Annotated in this window: 19 protein-coding genes; 3 read left to right on the top strand and 16 right to left on the bottom strand. The window is 56.3% G+C overall.

What is annotated here, in order from left to right:
- The first annotated feature begins 89 nt into the window (after positions 1-89).
- Positions 90-923, top strand: coding sequence for a posphoenolpyruvate synthetase regulatory kinase/phosphorylase PpsR (ppsR, locus tag GYM47_RS07895; protein ID WP_139528040.1), 834 nt, complete (start codon positions 90-92; stop codon positions 921-923).
- 12 nt (positions 924-935) lie between these two features.
- Here ppsR and GYM47_RS07890 read toward each other — a convergent pair whose 3' ends face one another.
- From GYM47_RS07890 to GYM47_RS07875, 4 genes are all read right to left on the bottom strand, one after another.
- A complete protein-coding gene (locus GYM47_RS07890; RefSeq protein ID WP_153843880.1) occupies positions 936-1,514 on the bottom strand; it encodes a hypoxanthine-guanine phosphoribosyltransferase in 579 nt (192 codons plus the stop codon).
- A gap of 43 nt (positions 1,515-1,557) precedes the next feature.
- Positions 1,558-2,568 carry a beta-N-acetylhexosaminidase gene (gene nagZ / locus GYM47_RS07885; RefSeq protein ID WP_139528042.1) on the bottom strand — a complete coding sequence of 337 codons (1,011 nt, stop codon included), beginning with the start codon at positions 2,566-2,568 and terminating at the stop codon, positions 1,558-1,560.
- 84 nt (positions 2,569-2,652) lie between these two features.
- Complete coding sequence (locus tag GYM47_RS07880; RefSeq protein WP_139528043.1) at positions 2,653-3,168, bottom strand: L,D-transpeptidase; 516 nt, start codon at positions 3,166-3,168, stop codon at positions 2,653-2,655.
- Entirely contained in the window at positions 3,146-3,823 is a 678-nt protein-coding gene (locus GYM47_RS07875) for a TetR/AcrR family transcriptional regulator (RefSeq protein ID WP_139528044.1), read from the bottom strand. Before GYM47_RS07875 ends, GYM47_RS07880 begins: the two co-directional genes overlap by 23 nt.
- Positions 3,824-4,073: 250 nt before the next feature.
- Here GYM47_RS07875 and lexA point away from each other — a divergent pair, with 250 nt between their 5' ends.
- The gene (lexA, locus tag GYM47_RS07870) at positions 4,074-4,748 is read left to right on the top strand and encodes a transcriptional repressor LexA (RefSeq protein ID WP_139528045.1); all 675 of its coding nucleotides are present in this window, start codon (positions 4,074-4,076) and stop codon (positions 4,746-4,748) included.
- A gap of 37 nt (positions 4,749-4,785) precedes the next feature.
- On the opposite strand, the gene GYM47_RS07865 is transcribed toward lexA, so the two are convergent.
- Together GYM47_RS07865 and purU are read right to left on the bottom strand one after the other, a co-directional pair.
- Positions 4,786-5,457, bottom strand: a complete 672-nt coding sequence (locus GYM47_RS07865; RefSeq protein WP_153843881.1) for an energy-coupling factor ABC transporter permease — start codon at positions 5,455-5,457, stop codon at positions 4,786-4,788.
- 15 nt (positions 5,458-5,472) lie between these two features.
- Positions 5,473-6,327: a formyltetrahydrofolate deformylase gene (gene purU, locus GYM47_RS07860; RefSeq protein ID WP_139528047.1), complete on the bottom strand. Its 855-nt coding sequence runs from the start codon at positions 6,325-6,327 to the stop codon at positions 5,473-5,475.
- 273 nt (positions 6,328-6,600) lie between these two features.
- On the opposite strand from purU, the gene GYM47_RS07855 reads away from it, so the two are divergent.
- Entirely contained in the window at positions 6,601-8,202 is a 1,602-nt protein-coding gene (locus GYM47_RS07855) for a ribonuclease J (protein WP_139528216.1), read from the top strand.
- 3 nt (positions 8,203-8,205) lie between these two features.
- Here GYM47_RS07855 and moaE read toward each other — a convergent pair whose 3' ends face one another.
- The 10 genes from moaE to GYM47_RS07805 all read right to left on the bottom strand — a co-directional run bounded on the left by moaE (position 8,206) and on the right by GYM47_RS07805 (position 16,049).
- Positions 8,206-8,682, bottom strand: coding sequence for a molybdopterin synthase catalytic subunit MoaE (gene moaE / locus GYM47_RS07850; RefSeq protein ID WP_255303967.1), 477 nt, complete (start codon positions 8,680-8,682; stop codon positions 8,206-8,208).
- 3 nt (positions 8,683-8,685) lie between these two features.
- Entirely contained in the window at positions 8,686-9,480 is a 795-nt protein-coding gene (moaC, locus tag GYM47_RS07845) for a cyclic pyranopterin monophosphate synthase MoaC (protein WP_153843882.1), read from the bottom strand.
- 17 nt (positions 9,481-9,497) lie between these two features.
- On the bottom strand, positions 9,498-10,046 hold the full coding sequence (gene mobB / locus GYM47_RS07840; RefSeq protein WP_153843883.1) for a molybdopterin-guanine dinucleotide biosynthesis protein B: 549 nt from the start codon (positions 10,044-10,046) through the stop codon (positions 9,498-9,500).
- A 22-nt stretch (positions 10,047-10,068) separates the two neighbouring features.
- Positions 10,069-11,298, bottom strand: a complete 1,230-nt coding sequence (locus GYM47_RS07835) for a uracil-xanthine permease family protein (protein ID WP_176558252.1) — start codon at positions 11,296-11,298, stop codon at positions 10,069-10,071.
- A 137-nt stretch (positions 11,299-11,435) separates the two neighbouring features.
- Positions 11,436-12,065, bottom strand: a complete 630-nt coding sequence (gene upp / locus GYM47_RS07830; protein ID WP_044628300.1) for a uracil phosphoribosyltransferase — start codon at positions 12,063-12,065, stop codon at positions 11,436-11,438.
- Positions 12,066-12,165: 100 nt separating this feature from the next.
- Positions 12,166-12,849, bottom strand: a complete 684-nt coding sequence (ung, locus tag GYM47_RS07825) for a uracil-DNA glycosylase (protein WP_153843884.1) — start codon at positions 12,847-12,849, stop codon at positions 12,166-12,168.
- Position 12,850: 1 nt separating this feature from the next.
- Positions 12,851-13,330 carry a xanthine phosphoribosyltransferase gene (gpt, locus tag GYM47_RS07820; protein WP_139528052.1) on the bottom strand — a complete coding sequence of 160 codons (480 nt, stop codon included), beginning with the start codon at positions 13,328-13,330 and terminating at the stop codon, positions 12,851-12,853.
- A 6-nt stretch (positions 13,331-13,336) separates the two neighbouring features.
- A complete protein-coding gene (locus GYM47_RS07815) occupies positions 13,337-13,882 on the bottom strand; it encodes an adenine phosphoribosyltransferase (protein WP_139528053.1) in 546 nt (181 codons plus the stop codon).
- A 34-nt stretch (positions 13,883-13,916) separates the two neighbouring features.
- The gene (locus GYM47_RS07810; RefSeq protein ID WP_139528054.1) at positions 13,917-15,215 is read right to left on the bottom strand and encodes an NCS2 family permease; all 1,299 of its coding nucleotides are present in this window, start codon (positions 15,213-15,215) and stop codon (positions 13,917-13,919) included.
- Between the two features lie 204 nt (positions 15,216-15,419).
- Positions 15,420-16,049 carry a riboflavin synthase subunit alpha gene (locus GYM47_RS07805; RefSeq protein ID WP_153843885.1) on the bottom strand — a complete coding sequence of 210 codons (630 nt, stop codon included), beginning with the start codon at positions 16,047-16,049 and terminating at the stop codon, positions 15,420-15,422.
- Positions 16,050-16,356 lie beyond the last annotated feature (307 nt).

Below are 16,356 nucleotides of genomic sequence, written 5' to 3'. Positions count from 1 at the left end.
TGTTTTATGTAGTGGCAAGAAGCATTGTGCTGATGGAAGAGGCAGCCCACAATAGACGCTTAACGCATCTCTAGCTGGCGGAACAGTTTATGAAACGAACGGCCTTTTTCATTTCCGATGGTACAGGCATTACCGCAGAGAGTTTGGGTCGCAGCTTGCTGGCCCAGTTCAGCGATGTCGAGATCAACATGCTGACTAAACCTTATATCGATACCGTGGAAAAAGCCCAAGCGCTGGCGGAGGTCATCGAGTCCACCGCTATCCGCGATGGTCATCGGCCAATCATCATCGATACCATCGTGGATCAAAACATCCGTAACGTCATTCGCCAGGCGTCGGGCTTCAAGGTCGATATTTTTTCGACGTTCCTGGAGCCGCTGGAGCAGGAGTTGGAAACCCACTCATCGTATAGCGTCGGGCGCACTCACTCCATTGGCAGCGACGACGTCTATATGGACCGTATCCACTCGGTACACTTTGCGCTCGATAACGATGATGGCGCACGCACCCATCAATACGACAAAGCCGACATCATTTTGGTCGGGGTGTCTCGCTGCGGCAAAACCCCGACGTCGCTATACCTAGCGCTTCAGTTCGGCATTCGCGCCGCCAACTATCCGCTGACCGAGGACGACCTCGACGAAGACGGTCACCTCAAGCTCCCCAAAGCCTTAGCTCCTCATCGACACAAACTGTTTGGTTTGACCATCGATGCCCGTCGGCTATCGGCCATTCGTAACGAGCGACGGCCCAACAGCCGCTACAGCTCAATGGATCAGTGTTTGCAGGAAGTAGAGCAGGCAGAATCGCTGTATCGAACCATGCACATTCCGTTCATCGATACGACGCGGTTTTCCGTGGAGGAGATTTCAACGCGAATGATTGCGGAGACCGGCCTAGCAAGGCGTTTCTCTCCTCGCTAGGCGCGGATGTGATTACATGCCCTTAGGCGCAAAAATCCCAGGGGCATTACGCCAATAGCCTTTGTAATCCATACCAAAACCGAAAACGTAGCGGTCGGCCACCTCCAAACTGCAGTAGTCGGCTTTCAGTCCCGGCACTGCTTTACGGTCATGCTGTTTATCGACTAATACCGCGGTCGTGACACTGGCGGCCTGTGCCTCTTTGCAGTATTCGAGAATAGCGGCCAGTGTCGCGCCTTCATCGAGAATATCATCGACGATGACGACGTGACGCCCCGCCATCGGCACCTCCGGAGAAACGCGCCAAAAAAGCTCACCGCCGCGCAACTCTTTGCGATAACGAGTGGCGTGTAGATAGTCCACTTCCAATGGAAAGCCTAGACGTGTCAACAAGTGGCCCGTGGTAATGAGACCACCGTTCATGACACAGTAAAACACCGGCAGCTTGTCGCCCAAGTCACGCGTGATCTCTTCGGCCATGCGATCCAACGCTCGCTCTACCTGCTCCTGTGATATCAGGCAATCCGCGTTATCCATCAACTCACGCATGGAATCCAACGATTCAAGCGCTTCTTTATCCAACTTGGACATGCTCCATCTCCATAAAGACGTCTTAACAGATAACGGTATAAAATTAATTCGCCAATGCTTCTAGCTTGGCATGAGTGCGCCGCCAGCGCCCAAGGGCAGCCAGGGCATCGATATCAGGTCTCGCACGGCCATAACGCAGTTTGGCAGGGCGTTTGTTCGATACCCCTTCACAGGCGTGGACGACCTCAAGAGCAGCGGCACGATCGTTACATATCAGCAGCATGTCGCAGCCAGCCGTCAAAGCTGCCTTGGCGCGCTCCGTGGGTCCACCGGCTTCATGCGCCCCGGTCATGCTCAAATCATCCGAGAAAATACACCCTTTGAAACCCAGCGATTCGCGTAGCATGCCCAGCCACGTCGGCGAAAACCCAGCGGGACGTTTATCGAACGCCGAATAAATGACATGGGCTGGCATGACGCCGTTTAAAACGCCCGCAAGTTCACGAAACGGCACAAGATCGCGCGCTTTCAATTCGGCTAGCGGCCGGTCATCGACGGGTAGCGCCACGTGGGAGTCTGCCGCCACGCCCCCATGCCCGGGAAAGTGTTTACCCACAGCGGCCATGCCAGCCTCGTGCAAGCCCTCGATAAACGCATGGCCAAGTTTGGCTACGTGAATAGGGTCACTGCTAAAGCTGCGCTCACCAATCACGCTGGACACGCCACTCTCAACGTCCAATACGGGGGCGAAGCTGATATCCAATCCGCAGGCGGCCATCTCCATGCCCAACAGCCAGCCGGTATCTTTGGCAAGACTCACACCCGCGACCGGGTCGCTGGCGAACAGCTCACCCAGACGCGCCATAGCGGGTAGCCGGGTAACGCCCTGCTTGATTCGCTGGACACGCCCCCCCTCTTGGTCGATCCCCAGTAGCAAATCGCCTCTCACACGACGAATACTGTCGCACAGCTTGCGAACCTGATACGCGTCTTCGACGTTACGAGCAAACAAAATCACACCGCCTACGGCAGGATCTTTTAGCAGGCGCTTGTCAGCGTTGGTTAACTGTGGCCCTTCAAGGTCGAGCATGACCGGGCCAATGGGTTGCGTCATGATGGTGAGTCCAACAAAAAGGGCGCCATTCTAGACTAACCGCTTGGCGTGTCAAAATTCTGGCGCGACGTCCTGTGGGTGGGCTTAATGCAGCCAAACCGGCGTACCGGGCTGGGCGTGATCGAATAGGAAATGTAAATCGTGATTGCGCACGCGTATACAACCGTGTGAGGCTGGCGTGCCCATGGGCTGATCCTCTGGGGTGCCATGCAAGTATATGTAGCGCCGCTGGGAATCGACGTTTCCCCCGCGATTCACGCCGCGCTCCAAACCGCATAGCCAAAGTATCCGCGTCAGGATCCAGTCACGCTTGGGGAAGCTGGCCGCGAGAGTTGGCGAATAGACTTCGCCCGTCCAACGGCGCCCCTGAAATACCGCGTTATCGGGGCAGCCTTGGCCAATCGATGCGCGAACGTAGTGCCAGCCAAGCGGCGTTTGACCGCTGCCCTCTTCCTGCCCAACGCCTGCCAGCCCCGTCGAAATCGTACACTCATGCTGAATATCGTTACCTTGCCACCAGCAGAGTCTCTGACGCTGGGTATCGATCTCTATCCAACCACCGTGTGTAGGCGGCAGCTCAGCTAGCTTGGGCGTTTCCATGGTGACCCTCTTCAACCGCGGCGGGCAACGGCGCATTCATGGCGGCGACCACGACGGGCCGCAGGCGTCGTACCAGATCTCGCACCGTGACCTGTTCTTGGTAATCCTTGGCGGCGATATCACGCAGCGCATCCAAGCCTGACAGCGTGAATATCACCGTTCCCAACATAAAGTGTAGCCGCCAGAAACGCTCAGCGTCCGGCAGGTCTGGGGTCGCTTGGCGCACCAGCTCGGTGAAGCGCGTAAACACGTCGCCATATTGCTGCTGAATATAACGCCTTAAATGCCCCTGAGCCTGGCTATACGCCAGACCCAGGAGCCTCATGAACACTTTCAGGCTATTGCGTTCTGCCGGGACGGCCAACACCGTGGTCGCCATGGTCTCAAGCAGCACTTCCAAAGGAATCGGTTGACCTTGATGGCGCGTCTCGAGTTCATCCAGTGCCGTATGAAAACGTGCCGAAAACGGATCGAGATAGCGAGCGAACACCGCTTGAATCAGTGCTTTTTTGGAACCAAAGTGGTAGTTGACGGCCGCCAAATTGACGCGTGCCTTGCTGGTGATATTGCGCAGCGACGTCTCGGCAAAGCCTCGCTCTGCAAATAGCACCTCTGCCGTGTCCAATATACGCGTTACCGTATCTGATTGGGCCATCTCGCCCTCCAAAAAACAGGTGTTTTAAACAACGCTGCATACTATGACATATGTTTGACAGGCTCAATCACTTATCCAGTTCGCCAACGGTCCATGGGCGGCGCCTTCTTTACCTAGCTTTCAAAGAGCTCGCTATGTACTGGCGTTTGTCATGGACCATGTACTGGACAGAGCAACATACTGTATACTTAAACACATACTGATTAAGCCGACATGTAGCTACTGTCTTTTCACTGTTTTGGAGTTTGGTATGTCTCGTCCACTCACAGCACGTCAGCAGCACGTATTTGATTTCATCGTCAAAACCATGGGTGACCTGGGGTACCCGCCAACGCGCGCTGAAATCGCCAAGGCGCTGGGGTTCCGCTCTCCAAATGCTGCCGAGGAGCATTTGCGTGCGCTCGAGCGTAAAGGCGCCATACGCATCATTCGAAATACGTCGCGGGGAATTCGGCTACCGAACCAGGAGGTGCTGGAACCTAGCGAAGTGCCAGCAACGACAACGGCCGCCTCCGAGCCTGTACCCAATGGGCTACCCGTGATTGGCGAAGTTGCCGCCGGTAGTCCAATCTTGGCTGCCGAACACATAGACCGCTACTGCCCGCTTCCAGCCGAGTATTTTACGCCCAAAGCCGATTACCTATTACGTGTACGCGGCCTCTCCATGAAAGATGTCGGCATTTTGGAAGGCGATCTTCTGGCCGTTCATCGCACTGATCGCGTACGCGATGGCCAGATCGTCGTAGCACGGTTAGAAGACGAAGTGACGGTCAAGCGTTTTAAACGCCAGGGCCATCAAGTCACGTTGATCGCCGAGAATGCCGACTTCCCACCGATCGAGATCGATCTGCGCACCCAACAACTGGATATCGAGGGTGTCGGCGTCGGCGTTATTCGGGGCGGAAACGGACAAGCGCTCGGCTGAGCTGAGGCCGTGGTCAGACCCGGCACACGAAGTGTATTTACTGTGAGTCGATGTAACGGTGGTCATTGAAGGTGGCCACCCAACTTGGGTGGTAGACTAGCAAGATGCTGAGCAGCATCCCGGTGATGAAGGCTTCCGACGGCATCAGCAGCGGTAAAAAGCGGGCATACTCTTGAGCGAGATATACGGCCTCAGGATCCGTGCCCGCCAATATGATGAGCGCCACCGCGACAAGCCCGCCACCTAACGTCGACAGCGCTGCGCCGAAAAATCCGCAGGCGAATAAGAACACCATCAAATTATCCGGCAGGCGGCGATCCACCAGACGCCACACGATGCCTGTCACCATAGCAGGCACGATGCCAGTCACCAGTACGTTCGCCCCAAGAAGGTTCCACTCGTTACGTCCAATCGCTACCATGGCAGCGTTGATCATTACGTTGCTCAGCAGCGCTAACGGCATTTTAAAGACCAGCGTCATTAACACCGTAAATACTAGGTGAAGCGTCAACCAATCCACTGCTTGAGCGCGAAGCTGCCAAAACAGCATGACGACAAGCGTCGCGGCCAACCATCGATGTTGGAGCGCGGTATCTTCGAGCAACGGTTGCCAAGGGCGCAGCCAAATGCACCAGCCCACCATGCCCAATGACAACAACCACGTCATCACCAGCGCCCATGGTGCCAATACGCTCTGTGCAAACGACATAGCGCCCCCGGTAGATTAACTAAAGACGACTGTTTTATTGCCGTGAATGAGCACACGATCTTCCAAGTGCCAGCGTAAACCACGCGCCAACACCGCTTTTTCAACGTCGCGACCGAAGCGAACGAGATCGGTCGGCGTGTGGCAATGGCTGACCCGATGTATGTCCTGCTCGATGATCGGGCCCGCGTCCAGCTCTTCGGTGACGTAATGGCAGGTCGCACCGATCAGCTTCACACCGCGCTCATAAGCTTGATGATACGGCTTGGCACCCGCGAACGACGGCAGGAAACTGTGGTGGATATTGATGACTCGGCCCGCATAGCGTTCGCAAAGGGAAGGCGGCAGTATTTGCATGTAGCGCGCCAGCACCACACAGTCGGCGCGGGCCGCATCTATCTGCTCTTGCACTTGATCGAATGCCCGCTGCTTGTTGGTAGGATCGACCGGTACGTGATGATAGGGAATACCGTACCACTCCGTGAGTGAACGCATATCGTCATGGTTAGAAATGACGCCCACGATATCGCAATCCAGCTCGCCTGCTTGCCAGCGATACAGCAAGTCGACCAAGCAGTGAGACTCTCTAGACACCATGAGCACGACACGGCGACGCTTTTGCGTATCTACCAACGACCACTGCATATCGAATTCGGCGGCGACGGGCTCAAACGCGGTGCGCAACGCTTCCGCCGACATACCCAGTGAGTCCGCCAGAATTTCATAGCGCATGAAAAAGCGACCAGTCTCTAAATCAGAGTGCTGGCTTGCTTCGGTAATGGAACCACCCTGCTGAGCAATAAAGCTTGAGACACGCGCCACAATGCCCACCTGATCGGGGCAGGAAACAACTAAACGGTAATAATGAGACATCACAGACACTCTTAACGTATTTAACGGCACGCTCGCCAAGCACCTGCCTAACGGCAGATAAACGCTTTAGCCGCATTAGTGTAACGTAAGCAAGATAAGGAAGCACCGCGGTCTGGTGCCGCGATGATTGTTACCCGCCCCCCGCATCCCGTATAGTTAAGACATTACTTTCTAGGCTTTTCATAACTGATGCATCCATCACGCGTTCAACTTCGTCCCCGTCGCCGCCCGCCCCTGCGCCTGCTACCGCTTGGTGGCTGTGGCGAAATTGGAATGAACCTCACGCTGTATGGGTATGACGATCAGTGGATCGCCGTTGATTGCGGCATGATGATTCGCCAAGACCTGCCGAATTCTCCGCTTCAAGTCCCCAACACGGAAACCCTGGAAGCGCTCAAGATCACCCCCAAAGCCCTGTTCATTACCCACGGCCATGAAGACCACATCGGCGCCGTGGCGTGGCTTTGGCCCAAATGGGGCTGCCCGATTTTTGCCACCCCACTCGCAGCGGGACTCTTGCGCTACAAGTTTGCCGAACATCAGCTCAGTAGCGCAGCGATCCAGACCATCGAACCGGGGGAGGCAGTAGAGAGTAGCCCCTTCACCCTTCGCTATCTCAGCGTTACCCACTCCATCCCCGAGAGCTGCGCCATCATGATGCAAGCGGGGGATTACCGCATTCTCCACACGGGTGATTGGAAACTGGACCCAACCCCGCTCATTGGCTCACCGGTCAATGCGGCTCAATTCAGAGCACTGGCACCGGTCGATTTGCTGGTAGGGGATTCAACCAACGCGCCCATGCCGGGACAGTCCGCCAGCGAAGGGGACGTTGCCAAGGCGTTGGCGAACACGCTGAGCGCTTGCACAGGCAGGGTGGTCGTGTCTTGCTTTGCCAGCAACCTAGCGCGGGTATTGGCCATTGGTTTGGCAGCCCAGGCGAGTGGACGCCGGGTTAGCCTGATGGGCCGCTCGATGGAGCGGATGGTGAGTGTGGCCAGAGGCCTGGGCTATTTGGACGACTTCCCGCCCCTGGTGCCCGCCCATGACCTGGGCTACCTCCCCCCTGAAGAGGTCGTGATCATTGCCACCGGTAGCCAGGGCGAGCCTCGCGCCGCCTTGCAACGATTGGCCCAGCGTCGCCACCCCTTTGTCGATTTAGAACCGGGCGATAGCGTGATTTTTTCTGCCAAAGCCATTCCAGGCAATGAGCGCCCCATCGAGCAGCTTAAAAAGCGTTTGTTGCAACTCGATGTCACGCTGTTCGATGAAACGAACCATCCCGAGCTTCACGCTACCGGACACCCTGCCCAGGAAGAGCTTAGAAAGCTCTATCAGTGGGTCAGACCCAAAATGCTGCTACCGGTGCATGGCGAGGCTCGCCATCAAGCGGCGCATCAAGCGCTTGCCGAAGAGCTGGGCATTCAAGCACCGCTGACGCCTGTGAATGGCGACATGCTAGTGCTCGACCAGCAAGGGTTACGCTGCGAGACGCGCTATCCTCAGCCTCCCTGCATCGTCAATCAAAATAGCGTAGTCGCTCATCCTGGCTTGGATACGGGCCACTCCTCGGCACGTCGCGGCAGCCTTTTTTTGGCTTTGCCGGTAGCGGCCACCGAGACGGGCTGGTGCCGCATTGGACGCTTGATGCTGGATGCTAGCGGGGCCAGCCCCATGGATGAAGACAGCTTTAGCGAGTGGCTGGACGAGCAGCTCGATGAGATCACCGCAGATACGCTAGCCGATTTACGCCATGCGCTACAGCCTCGGTTGGTACACTGGTTGGCGAATCACTTGCAGCATATGCCCGAGGTGCACCTGCAGATCATGGCCGCCGAGATGCCAACCATCGAGGAATTGAACGACGAGCCTTGAGCACTACCACCGAGCAGCGTCTTGCTGATCGGTGTCGCGCTCTTTCACCCAGTATGCTCCCTGTCTAGAGTGCTCTTTTTTCCAGAAAGGTGCCTGGGTCTTCAAGTAGTCCATGATGAAATCGCAGGCCTCGAAGGCATCTCGGCGGTGTGCACTGGCAACCAGCACCCTGACAATGGGGTCCCCCGGCAACAAATCTCCCACGCGATGAATGACCCTCACCGCTTGCAATGACCACCGCTGACACGCTTGCTCTGCAATACGTGCCAAGGTGCGCTCGGTCATGCCTGGGTAGTGTTCCAGGGTCAAACCGATGACGTCGGGCGTTTCGTTGAAATCTCGCACCAGCCCCGTAAAGGTGACGATCGCGCCAATGTCGGTACGCTGGCGCAACGCGCTTTCATAACCGTAGGCCATGGAGAACGGAGCAGACTGCACGACTACCCCTATGTCGGGTGCTTTCTGTTCGTTAACGGACACGGCTCAGCCTCCGGTCACCGGGGGGAAAAAGGCCACTTCGTCTTCATCGGTAATGCGTGCGCTGTCGTTGGCCATCACCTGGTTAATCGCGCACAGCGTTCGACGGTCTGCCAGCACTGAGAAGCGCGCATCTTGAGCTTTGAGCGCGGCTTTTAGCCCAGCCACATCACGGCTTGGCAATTTGTCCAACCCAATGGCCAAATCACTCTCTCCAACGCGCTCGCGCAGCTCGGCCAAAAACTTGACCCGCACACAGGGTGAGACACAGCGCTCGCCGAGGCTCACCTCGCCCGCAGCACCTTCACCAGTGACGATGGGCGCCGCCATTTCACGGCGATAATCGCCGCGCTGTCCGCCCTGCTTGCTATCCAGGTGTACCGCTTCGATACGCATTGCCTTGTCGACCGCTTTACACATATCGTAAAGCGTCAGACAGGCGACCGATACGGCGGTCAGCGCCTCCATCTCGACCCCGGTACGGCCATTCAAACGGCACATGGCGGTCACACTCACCCACCCCTGATCGTGATCGATATCGAACTCTACCGCGACTTTAGAAAGTGCCAGCGAGTGGCACAGAGGAATGAGCTCGTGGGTGCGTTTAGCCGCTTGGATCCCTGCAATACGCGCCGTGGCCAGCACATCGCCTTTGGGCAACGCGCCGTCGCTCAGCAACTTCAAGGTAGCAGGCTGCATGACGATACGCCCCGAGGCGACGGCCTCTCGACGTGTCTCTTGCTTATCGCCGACGTCGACCATATTGGCTTCGCCGTGCGCGTTCAGGTGGGTTAACTGCATGGTGTCACCTTTTATCATCAAGCCAAGTTGCGCCGCTGTTGGTCGGCCCAGTCACTGACCCAGCGGGCGATCGCGTCACAGCGATTCAAATCCAAACGCGTGACCGAAGACGCAAGCTTCACAGGAGGCTCGCCGGTCAACGCAGCGGCCTGCACCCAAGGGTCGGAAAGAATCGCCGGGTCTCCAATTCCCTCTCGATAGAGCGCCAACTTCGGTATCGGCCAAGCTTTGAAGCCTTCCACAATCACCAAATCAGGCGAATGGGGAGCCATTAATGCCAGCAAATGGGCCAAGTCGGGCTCCTCTTGCCCCGGCGTCTCTTGCATCAGCGCATAGCGATGGCGCGACGCAATCAACATGGGCGCTGCCCCCGAGCTGCGTAACCTGTAGCTGTCCTTACCCGGCTGGTCCACGTCGAAATGATGGTGCGCATGTTTGATAACCGCCACCGACACTCCCATGCCGCGCAGAAGCGGCAACAATTTCTCTAACAGCGTGGTTTTACCGGTACCACTCCAGGCAGCCACCCCCAGAACCGGAAACGGGCAGCGTAGCGCCTCACTCATAACGCATCCTGTCTGTCACGACTCACTCACCCTCTTTTTCTGCTGGTAGCAACCAGTTTAACGCAATGCCGACCAGAGCGGCCAAACTTACGCCCTGTAGCGTGAACTGCCCGCCACCAAATTGCATACCGCCGATGCCAAACACCAAGATCAGCGACACCACCACCAAGTTACGCGCCGCCGTCAACGACTGCCCTGCCCGCACGAGAGTATTCATACCGACCACGGCAATCGAGCCAAACAGAAGCGTCATGATGCCCCCCATGACTGGCCCAGGGATGGTTTGCAATAGCGCACCAAGCTTGCCGACAAAGGCCAAAACGATAGCGATGACCGCCGCCACCACCATGTACATCGGATTGAAGGCCTTGGTCAGCGTCACGGCACCGGTGACTTCTGAGTAAGTCGTGTTAGGCGGCCCACCAAACAGCGCAGCGACGGTGGTGGCCAAACCATCGCCCAGTAGCGTGCGATGCAAGCCAGGCTTTTCCAGATAGTTGGTACGCGTGACCGAACCAATCGCCACCATGTCACCAATATGCTCGACGGCAGGCGCAATCGCGACCGGAATCATGAACAGGATGGCCGCCCAATGGAAACTAGGCGCCGTAAAGTTGGGTAACGACAGCCAAGCCGCATCGCGCACCGGCGTAAAGTCAACCACTCCCATGATGAGCGCCAGCGCGTAGCCCGTTGCAATACCGCCCATGATGGGCACCAAACGCAACAGGCCGCGGCCAAATACTGCGAGCACCAGGGTCACCAACAGACTTGCCATGGAAAGAAATATCGCTTGGCCGTAGCCAATGGAGTCGCTGGTCTCGCCGGTTGCCATGCTGACGGCGACCGGGGCGAGCGCCAAACCAATCACCATGATGACGGGACCGACCACCACGGCGGGCAACAGCCGGTGCAGCCAAGCCGTCCCTTTCAGCCGTACCGCCTGAGAAATCACCACGTACACCAACCCGGCCGCCATCAACCCACCCAGCGTCGCCGACACGCCGAAGCTGGCGACAGAGCCCTGAATGGGCGCGATGAAGGCAAACGAGGAGGCCAGAAATACCGGCACGCTCTGCTTGGTGACGCCATGAAAGACCAGCGTACCGAGTCCGGCTGTAAACAGCGCCACGCTGGGATCTAACCCAGTCAATAGCGGAACCAGTACCAATGCACCAAAGGCCACGAACAGCATCTGCGCGCCGGTCAGTAACATTTTTGGCCAAGACTCTTGTCTCGCACTCGTTATCATCACACCACTCCTAGGGTCTGTTATTAGGTTTTGTACGAAATGGCGGCTAGCGCAGATAGTGTTCGTACATAGCCAAGTCACGGAGGCAAAAAAATGCCCCTAACGCAAAGCGTAAGGGGCGTTTTGAGACGGAGCGCTCAGCGCGTTCCGAAAATTTTGTCGCCGGCATCTCCCAAGCCGGGGACGATGTAGCCATTCTCATCGAGTCGGTCATCCACCGAGGCAGTGTAAATTTCTACATCGGGATACGCATCTTGCACCCGTTTAATCCCTTCAGGGGCAGCCACCAATACGATGACTTTCATGTGTTCACAGCCACGCTCACGCAGCATGTCCAACGTAGCCACCATCGAACCACCGGTTGCCAGCATCGGGTCGATCACAATCGCCATACGCTCTTCGATGTCGTTGGCGAATTTTGCAAAATACGGCACCGGCTGCAGCGTCTCTTCATCGCGATACAGGCCAACGACACTGACCCGCGCGCTAGGAATAAGGTCTGTCACGCCTTCCAACATACCTAAGCCCGCCCGCAGAATCGGAACGATGGTCACCTTTTTGCCTTTCAAGCGACGTGTCGCTATAGGCTCACCGTTCCAGCCTTGAATCTCATGATCTTCGAGCTCCAGACCCTTGGTCGCTTCGTAGGTCAGGAGTTTAGCCACTTCACCTGCCAGTTCACGAAAGCTTTTAGTGCTCAAATCAGCTTCGCGCATTAGTCCCAGCTTATGTTGAACAAGCGGATGGTTAATGGCGTAGACACTCATGGGACTTCCTCACTGCAGGGGATTCAAGATGGCAGCCTGCTGAGCCACCATCGACATGCTTACAAATTGCGCGACATTCTACCCGCAACTGACCATGAGGTTAAGGGGTTTCCGGTAATTGCCAATCAATGGGCGAGCGCCCCTGCGCTTCCAAGAACTGGTTAGCTTTGGAAAAATGACGATTGCCAAAAAAGCCACGGTGCGCCGACAGTGGGGAAGGATGCGGTGATTCCAGCACCAAATGGCGAGAGGTATCGATCAGCGCCTTTTTCTGCCGCGCGTGACTCCCCCAAAGAAGAAATACGCTGGGCTCGGCATGACGACTGACGGTCTCAATAGCTTGATCGGTGAAGAGCTCCCAGCCTTTACCACGATGCGACGCGGCATTGCCCTGCTCGACCGTCAGCGCCGTGTTCAATAGCAATACCCCCTGCTTGGCCCACGCCTCCAAAAAACCGTGCTGCACCGGCGTAAAGCCAACGTCACTCGCCAACTCCTTGTAGATGTTGACAAGCGATGGGGGCACCGGGACACCCGGCTGCACCGAAAAGCAAAGCCCGTGCGCTTGATTAGGCCCGTGGTAAGGGTCTTGACCCAAAATCACAACCTTTACCGACGCGAGAGGCGTTAATTCAAAGGCACGAAACCAATTCGACGAATGCGGATAGATAACTTTCTTGGCCGCCTTTTCGTCGGCCAAAAACGCCTTCAAAGCGGACATGTATTCCGCCTGAAACTCCTGCCCTAGCCAATGGCTCCAATCATCGGGTAACGGGTTAGCCATATCACTTCTTCATTTGATCGGCGAGTGGCTCGACGTAGGCAATGCCCATATCCCAAGGGAATTGGATCCAGCACTGTTGAGCCACTTCTGTCAGATATTGATCCACCAAAGGGCGTCCCTCTGGTTTGGCGTAAATCGTGACAAAATGTGCTTTAGGCAACATTTCACGCACGGCACGGGCCGTTTTACCGGTATCGACGAGATCGTCGACCAACAGCCAGCCATCGCCATCATGGTCGACCCCTTTCATGATATCCAACCCGCCCTGCTCCATGTGATCGTAGCTCTTGATGCACACGGTATCGATCAGGCGAATGTTCAGCTCGCGGGCAATCAGCGCCGCCGGAATCAAGCCGCCACGGGTAATCGCTACGATGCCTTTGAAGTCTCGCTCGATGAGCAGATGGCAGAGCTGGCGCACGTCGCGATGAATTTGGTCCCAAGAGACGGTGAAGTGTTGATGATAGCGTTCGCTGCTCATGGGACGTTACTCGTCTTCGTTGAAGGAACAGACCGCGAAGACGCTGTAGCCCGCATCGCGAATCTTCTGAGAACCACCCAATTCGGGTAGATCGATAATCGTTGCCGTCTCCACGACGTGGCCACCGCAGCGCTGAATCAAGTTAGCCGCTGCCAGCATCGTTCCCCCCGTCGCGATCAGATCATCCATGAGCAAAATCCGATCCCCTTCCTGAAACGCATCGGCATGGAGCTCGACTTCCGAATGGCCATACTCCAGCGTGTAGGTTTCACTAATGGTTTTGAACGGCAGTTTGCCCTTCTTACGCACGGGAACGAAGCTGCAGCCCAGCTCGTACGCCAGCGGTGCACCAATAATGAAGCCACGGGCGTCGATGGCCGCGATGGCATCCAGATTCATTTCCTGGTAGCGGTGCACGAAACTGTCGATCAGCTTACGAAAAGCAGCGCTGTTTTGCAGCAAGGGGGTAATATCACGAAAATTCACCCCCTGCTCTGGCCAGTCAGGAACCGTGCGAATAACGGACTTAATGTAATCGCCGTAGATGCTCATCGCGTCTCTCATTGATTAGTCGAAGATTGGGCAGTTAGCCCATGAATAGAAACTTTGCTGCAAATAGCAGCGCTAACACCACCACCGCCGGGTTGAGATCCGCGAAGCGGCCCGACAGCGTTTTGATCGCCACGTAGCTGATGAAACCCAGGGCAATACCTTCCGCAATGGAGAAGGTCAGCGGCATGGCAATCGCCGCGATCAGGACCGGGGCCGCGTCGGTGGGATCTTCCCAATTCGCATGCGCCAAGCTTCCCGCCATCAGCACAGCGACATAAAGAAGCGCACCGGCTGTCGCATAGGCGGGGATAGAGCCAGCCAGCGGCGCGAAAAACAGGCTGATCAAAAACAGTAGGCCGACCACGACCGCCGTCAACCCAGTACGCCCACCGGAGACGATGCCCGCCGTGGATTCGATGTAGCTGGTGGTGGTGGAGGTACCCAGCGCGGCACCGGCCATCGACGCAGTACTATCGGCCATCATGGCACGCCCGATACGTGGCAGCTTACCGTTTTCATCCAGTAGCTTGCCACGGTGAGCAACCCCCACCAGCGTGCCGGACGTATCGAACAAATCGACGAATAGGAACGCAAAAATGACGCTGAGCATGGCGACATCCAGCGCTCCCATCAGGTCCATGGCCATGAACGTCGGCGCAATGGAAGGCGGCATGGACATGATGCCACCATACTGGTTATGCCCCAGCACCATGGCCAGCACGGTCACCCCGATGATCCCGATCATGACCGCGCCCGTGACGCGCAAATAGGCCAAGGCAGTAATCACGAAAAAGCCCAGCAAGGCATACAGCGGCGCTGGCTCTGACAAGTCGCCGAGCGACACGAACGTAGCCGGATTAGCGACCACGATACCCGCATTCTTGAGGGCAATCATCGCAAGGAACAGACCGATACCGGCGGCAATCCCCAGGCGCAACGAGAGCGGAATGGAGTTGATGATCCACTCGCGAATTTTGAAAATACTCAGCAGGAAGAACGTCAAACCCGAGAAGAAGACGGCCCCTAGCGCCGCTTCCCAGGTATACCCCATGCCCAGCACCACACCGTAGGTGAAGAAGGCGTTCAACCCCATGCCCGGCGCTTGAGCAATGGGGTAGTTAGCCCACAGGCCCATCACGAAACAGCCGATGGCCGCCGCTAGACAGGTTGCTACAAAGACAGCGCCGTAATCCATCCCCGCTTCCGACAGAATGCTCGGGTTGACGAAAATGATGTAGGCCATGGTTAAGAACGTCGTGACCCCTGCGATCACTTCCGTCTTGAGGTTGGTCTTCTGCTCTGTGAGCTTGAAGTAGTTGTCCAGAAGTTTCATGTAGTTTTTATCCTTCGCGCTTACGCCGAATGCGTCCCTTGGTGCGAGAAAAGCCGCACATACTACCGAAAGGCACCGCGTGATGCGAGTGCCGTACATGCAGCCGTTGATCGAGGGCACGTTCCCTCACTTACTGTTTAGCAAACTTTAGGCCATCAGCTAACCGATCGGTCAACAAAAGCCCAAAGCAATACCCTCAAATTGCTAAAAGGACCGGCTCGCCAATACCCGCTCCACCGTTTCCACGATGACCTGTGTTTGCGGATCGATCTCGATATTGACCCAATCGCCCATCGAGCGGCTGCCCAATACCGTACGGGATAGTGTCTCGGGGATCAGATTAACACTGAACTCGACCCCCGCCCCATCCGCCGATGGCCGCACGGCACCCACGGTGAGGCTGATGCCGTCAACGCCAATGTAGCCTTTCTCAAAAACGAATTTAGCGGCCTTTTCCGGTAGTGCGAACCAGATACGGCGATTATTGGGCGCCTCTTCGATGGCGACGATCTGCGCCATACAAATGATGTGACCGGACATAGAGTGACCGCCAATCTCATCACCGAAGCGGGCCGCACGCTCTATGTTGACGCATTGCCCCGGGGTAATTGCACCAAGATTGGTCAGTCGCAGCGTTTCTCGCATCAGGTCGAAACTGACACGCTCGCCCTCGATGGCCGTCACCGTCAGGCACACACCGTTATGCGCGACGGACGCGCCAATTTCCAAACCGCTCCTAAGCTCTTCTGACAAGGCAACCACATGGGTGCGGAACTCCTCTAGCTCGCGCACTTCGACAATCTCAGCAGTACCTTGAACGATACCCGTGAACATGATCCCTTCCTTTCTTTACAGGTGAGCAGGGTGGCATAGGCCATAAAAACTTGCGTAAGCTTACTACTAATGACCCAACCTTGTGCAGCCAGGCAGCACCCACGCTTGATCGATCATGTTTTTTTGCTGCTAACACCCCGCCATACCTTTACTCAACAGCAATAAAAACCCAAAAAAACAACCAAAAAAAGAAAATAGATCTGTTTAAAAACTTAAAAACATGAAATAGAACGCTTTCCGTTGACAACGCCCCCATCGCTCTTTAGACTTTCGCCGCAAATGTAATGACGCCGATTTGTACCCAGAT

This window comes from Vreelandella piezotolerans, from assembly GCF_012427705.1.
GTDB lineage: Bacteria > Pseudomonadota > Gammaproteobacteria > Pseudomonadales > Halomonadaceae > Vreelandella > Vreelandella piezotolerans.
Note: the sequence above shows the minus strand (reverse complement) of the source record. Positions and strands in the feature narration are given on the sequence as shown.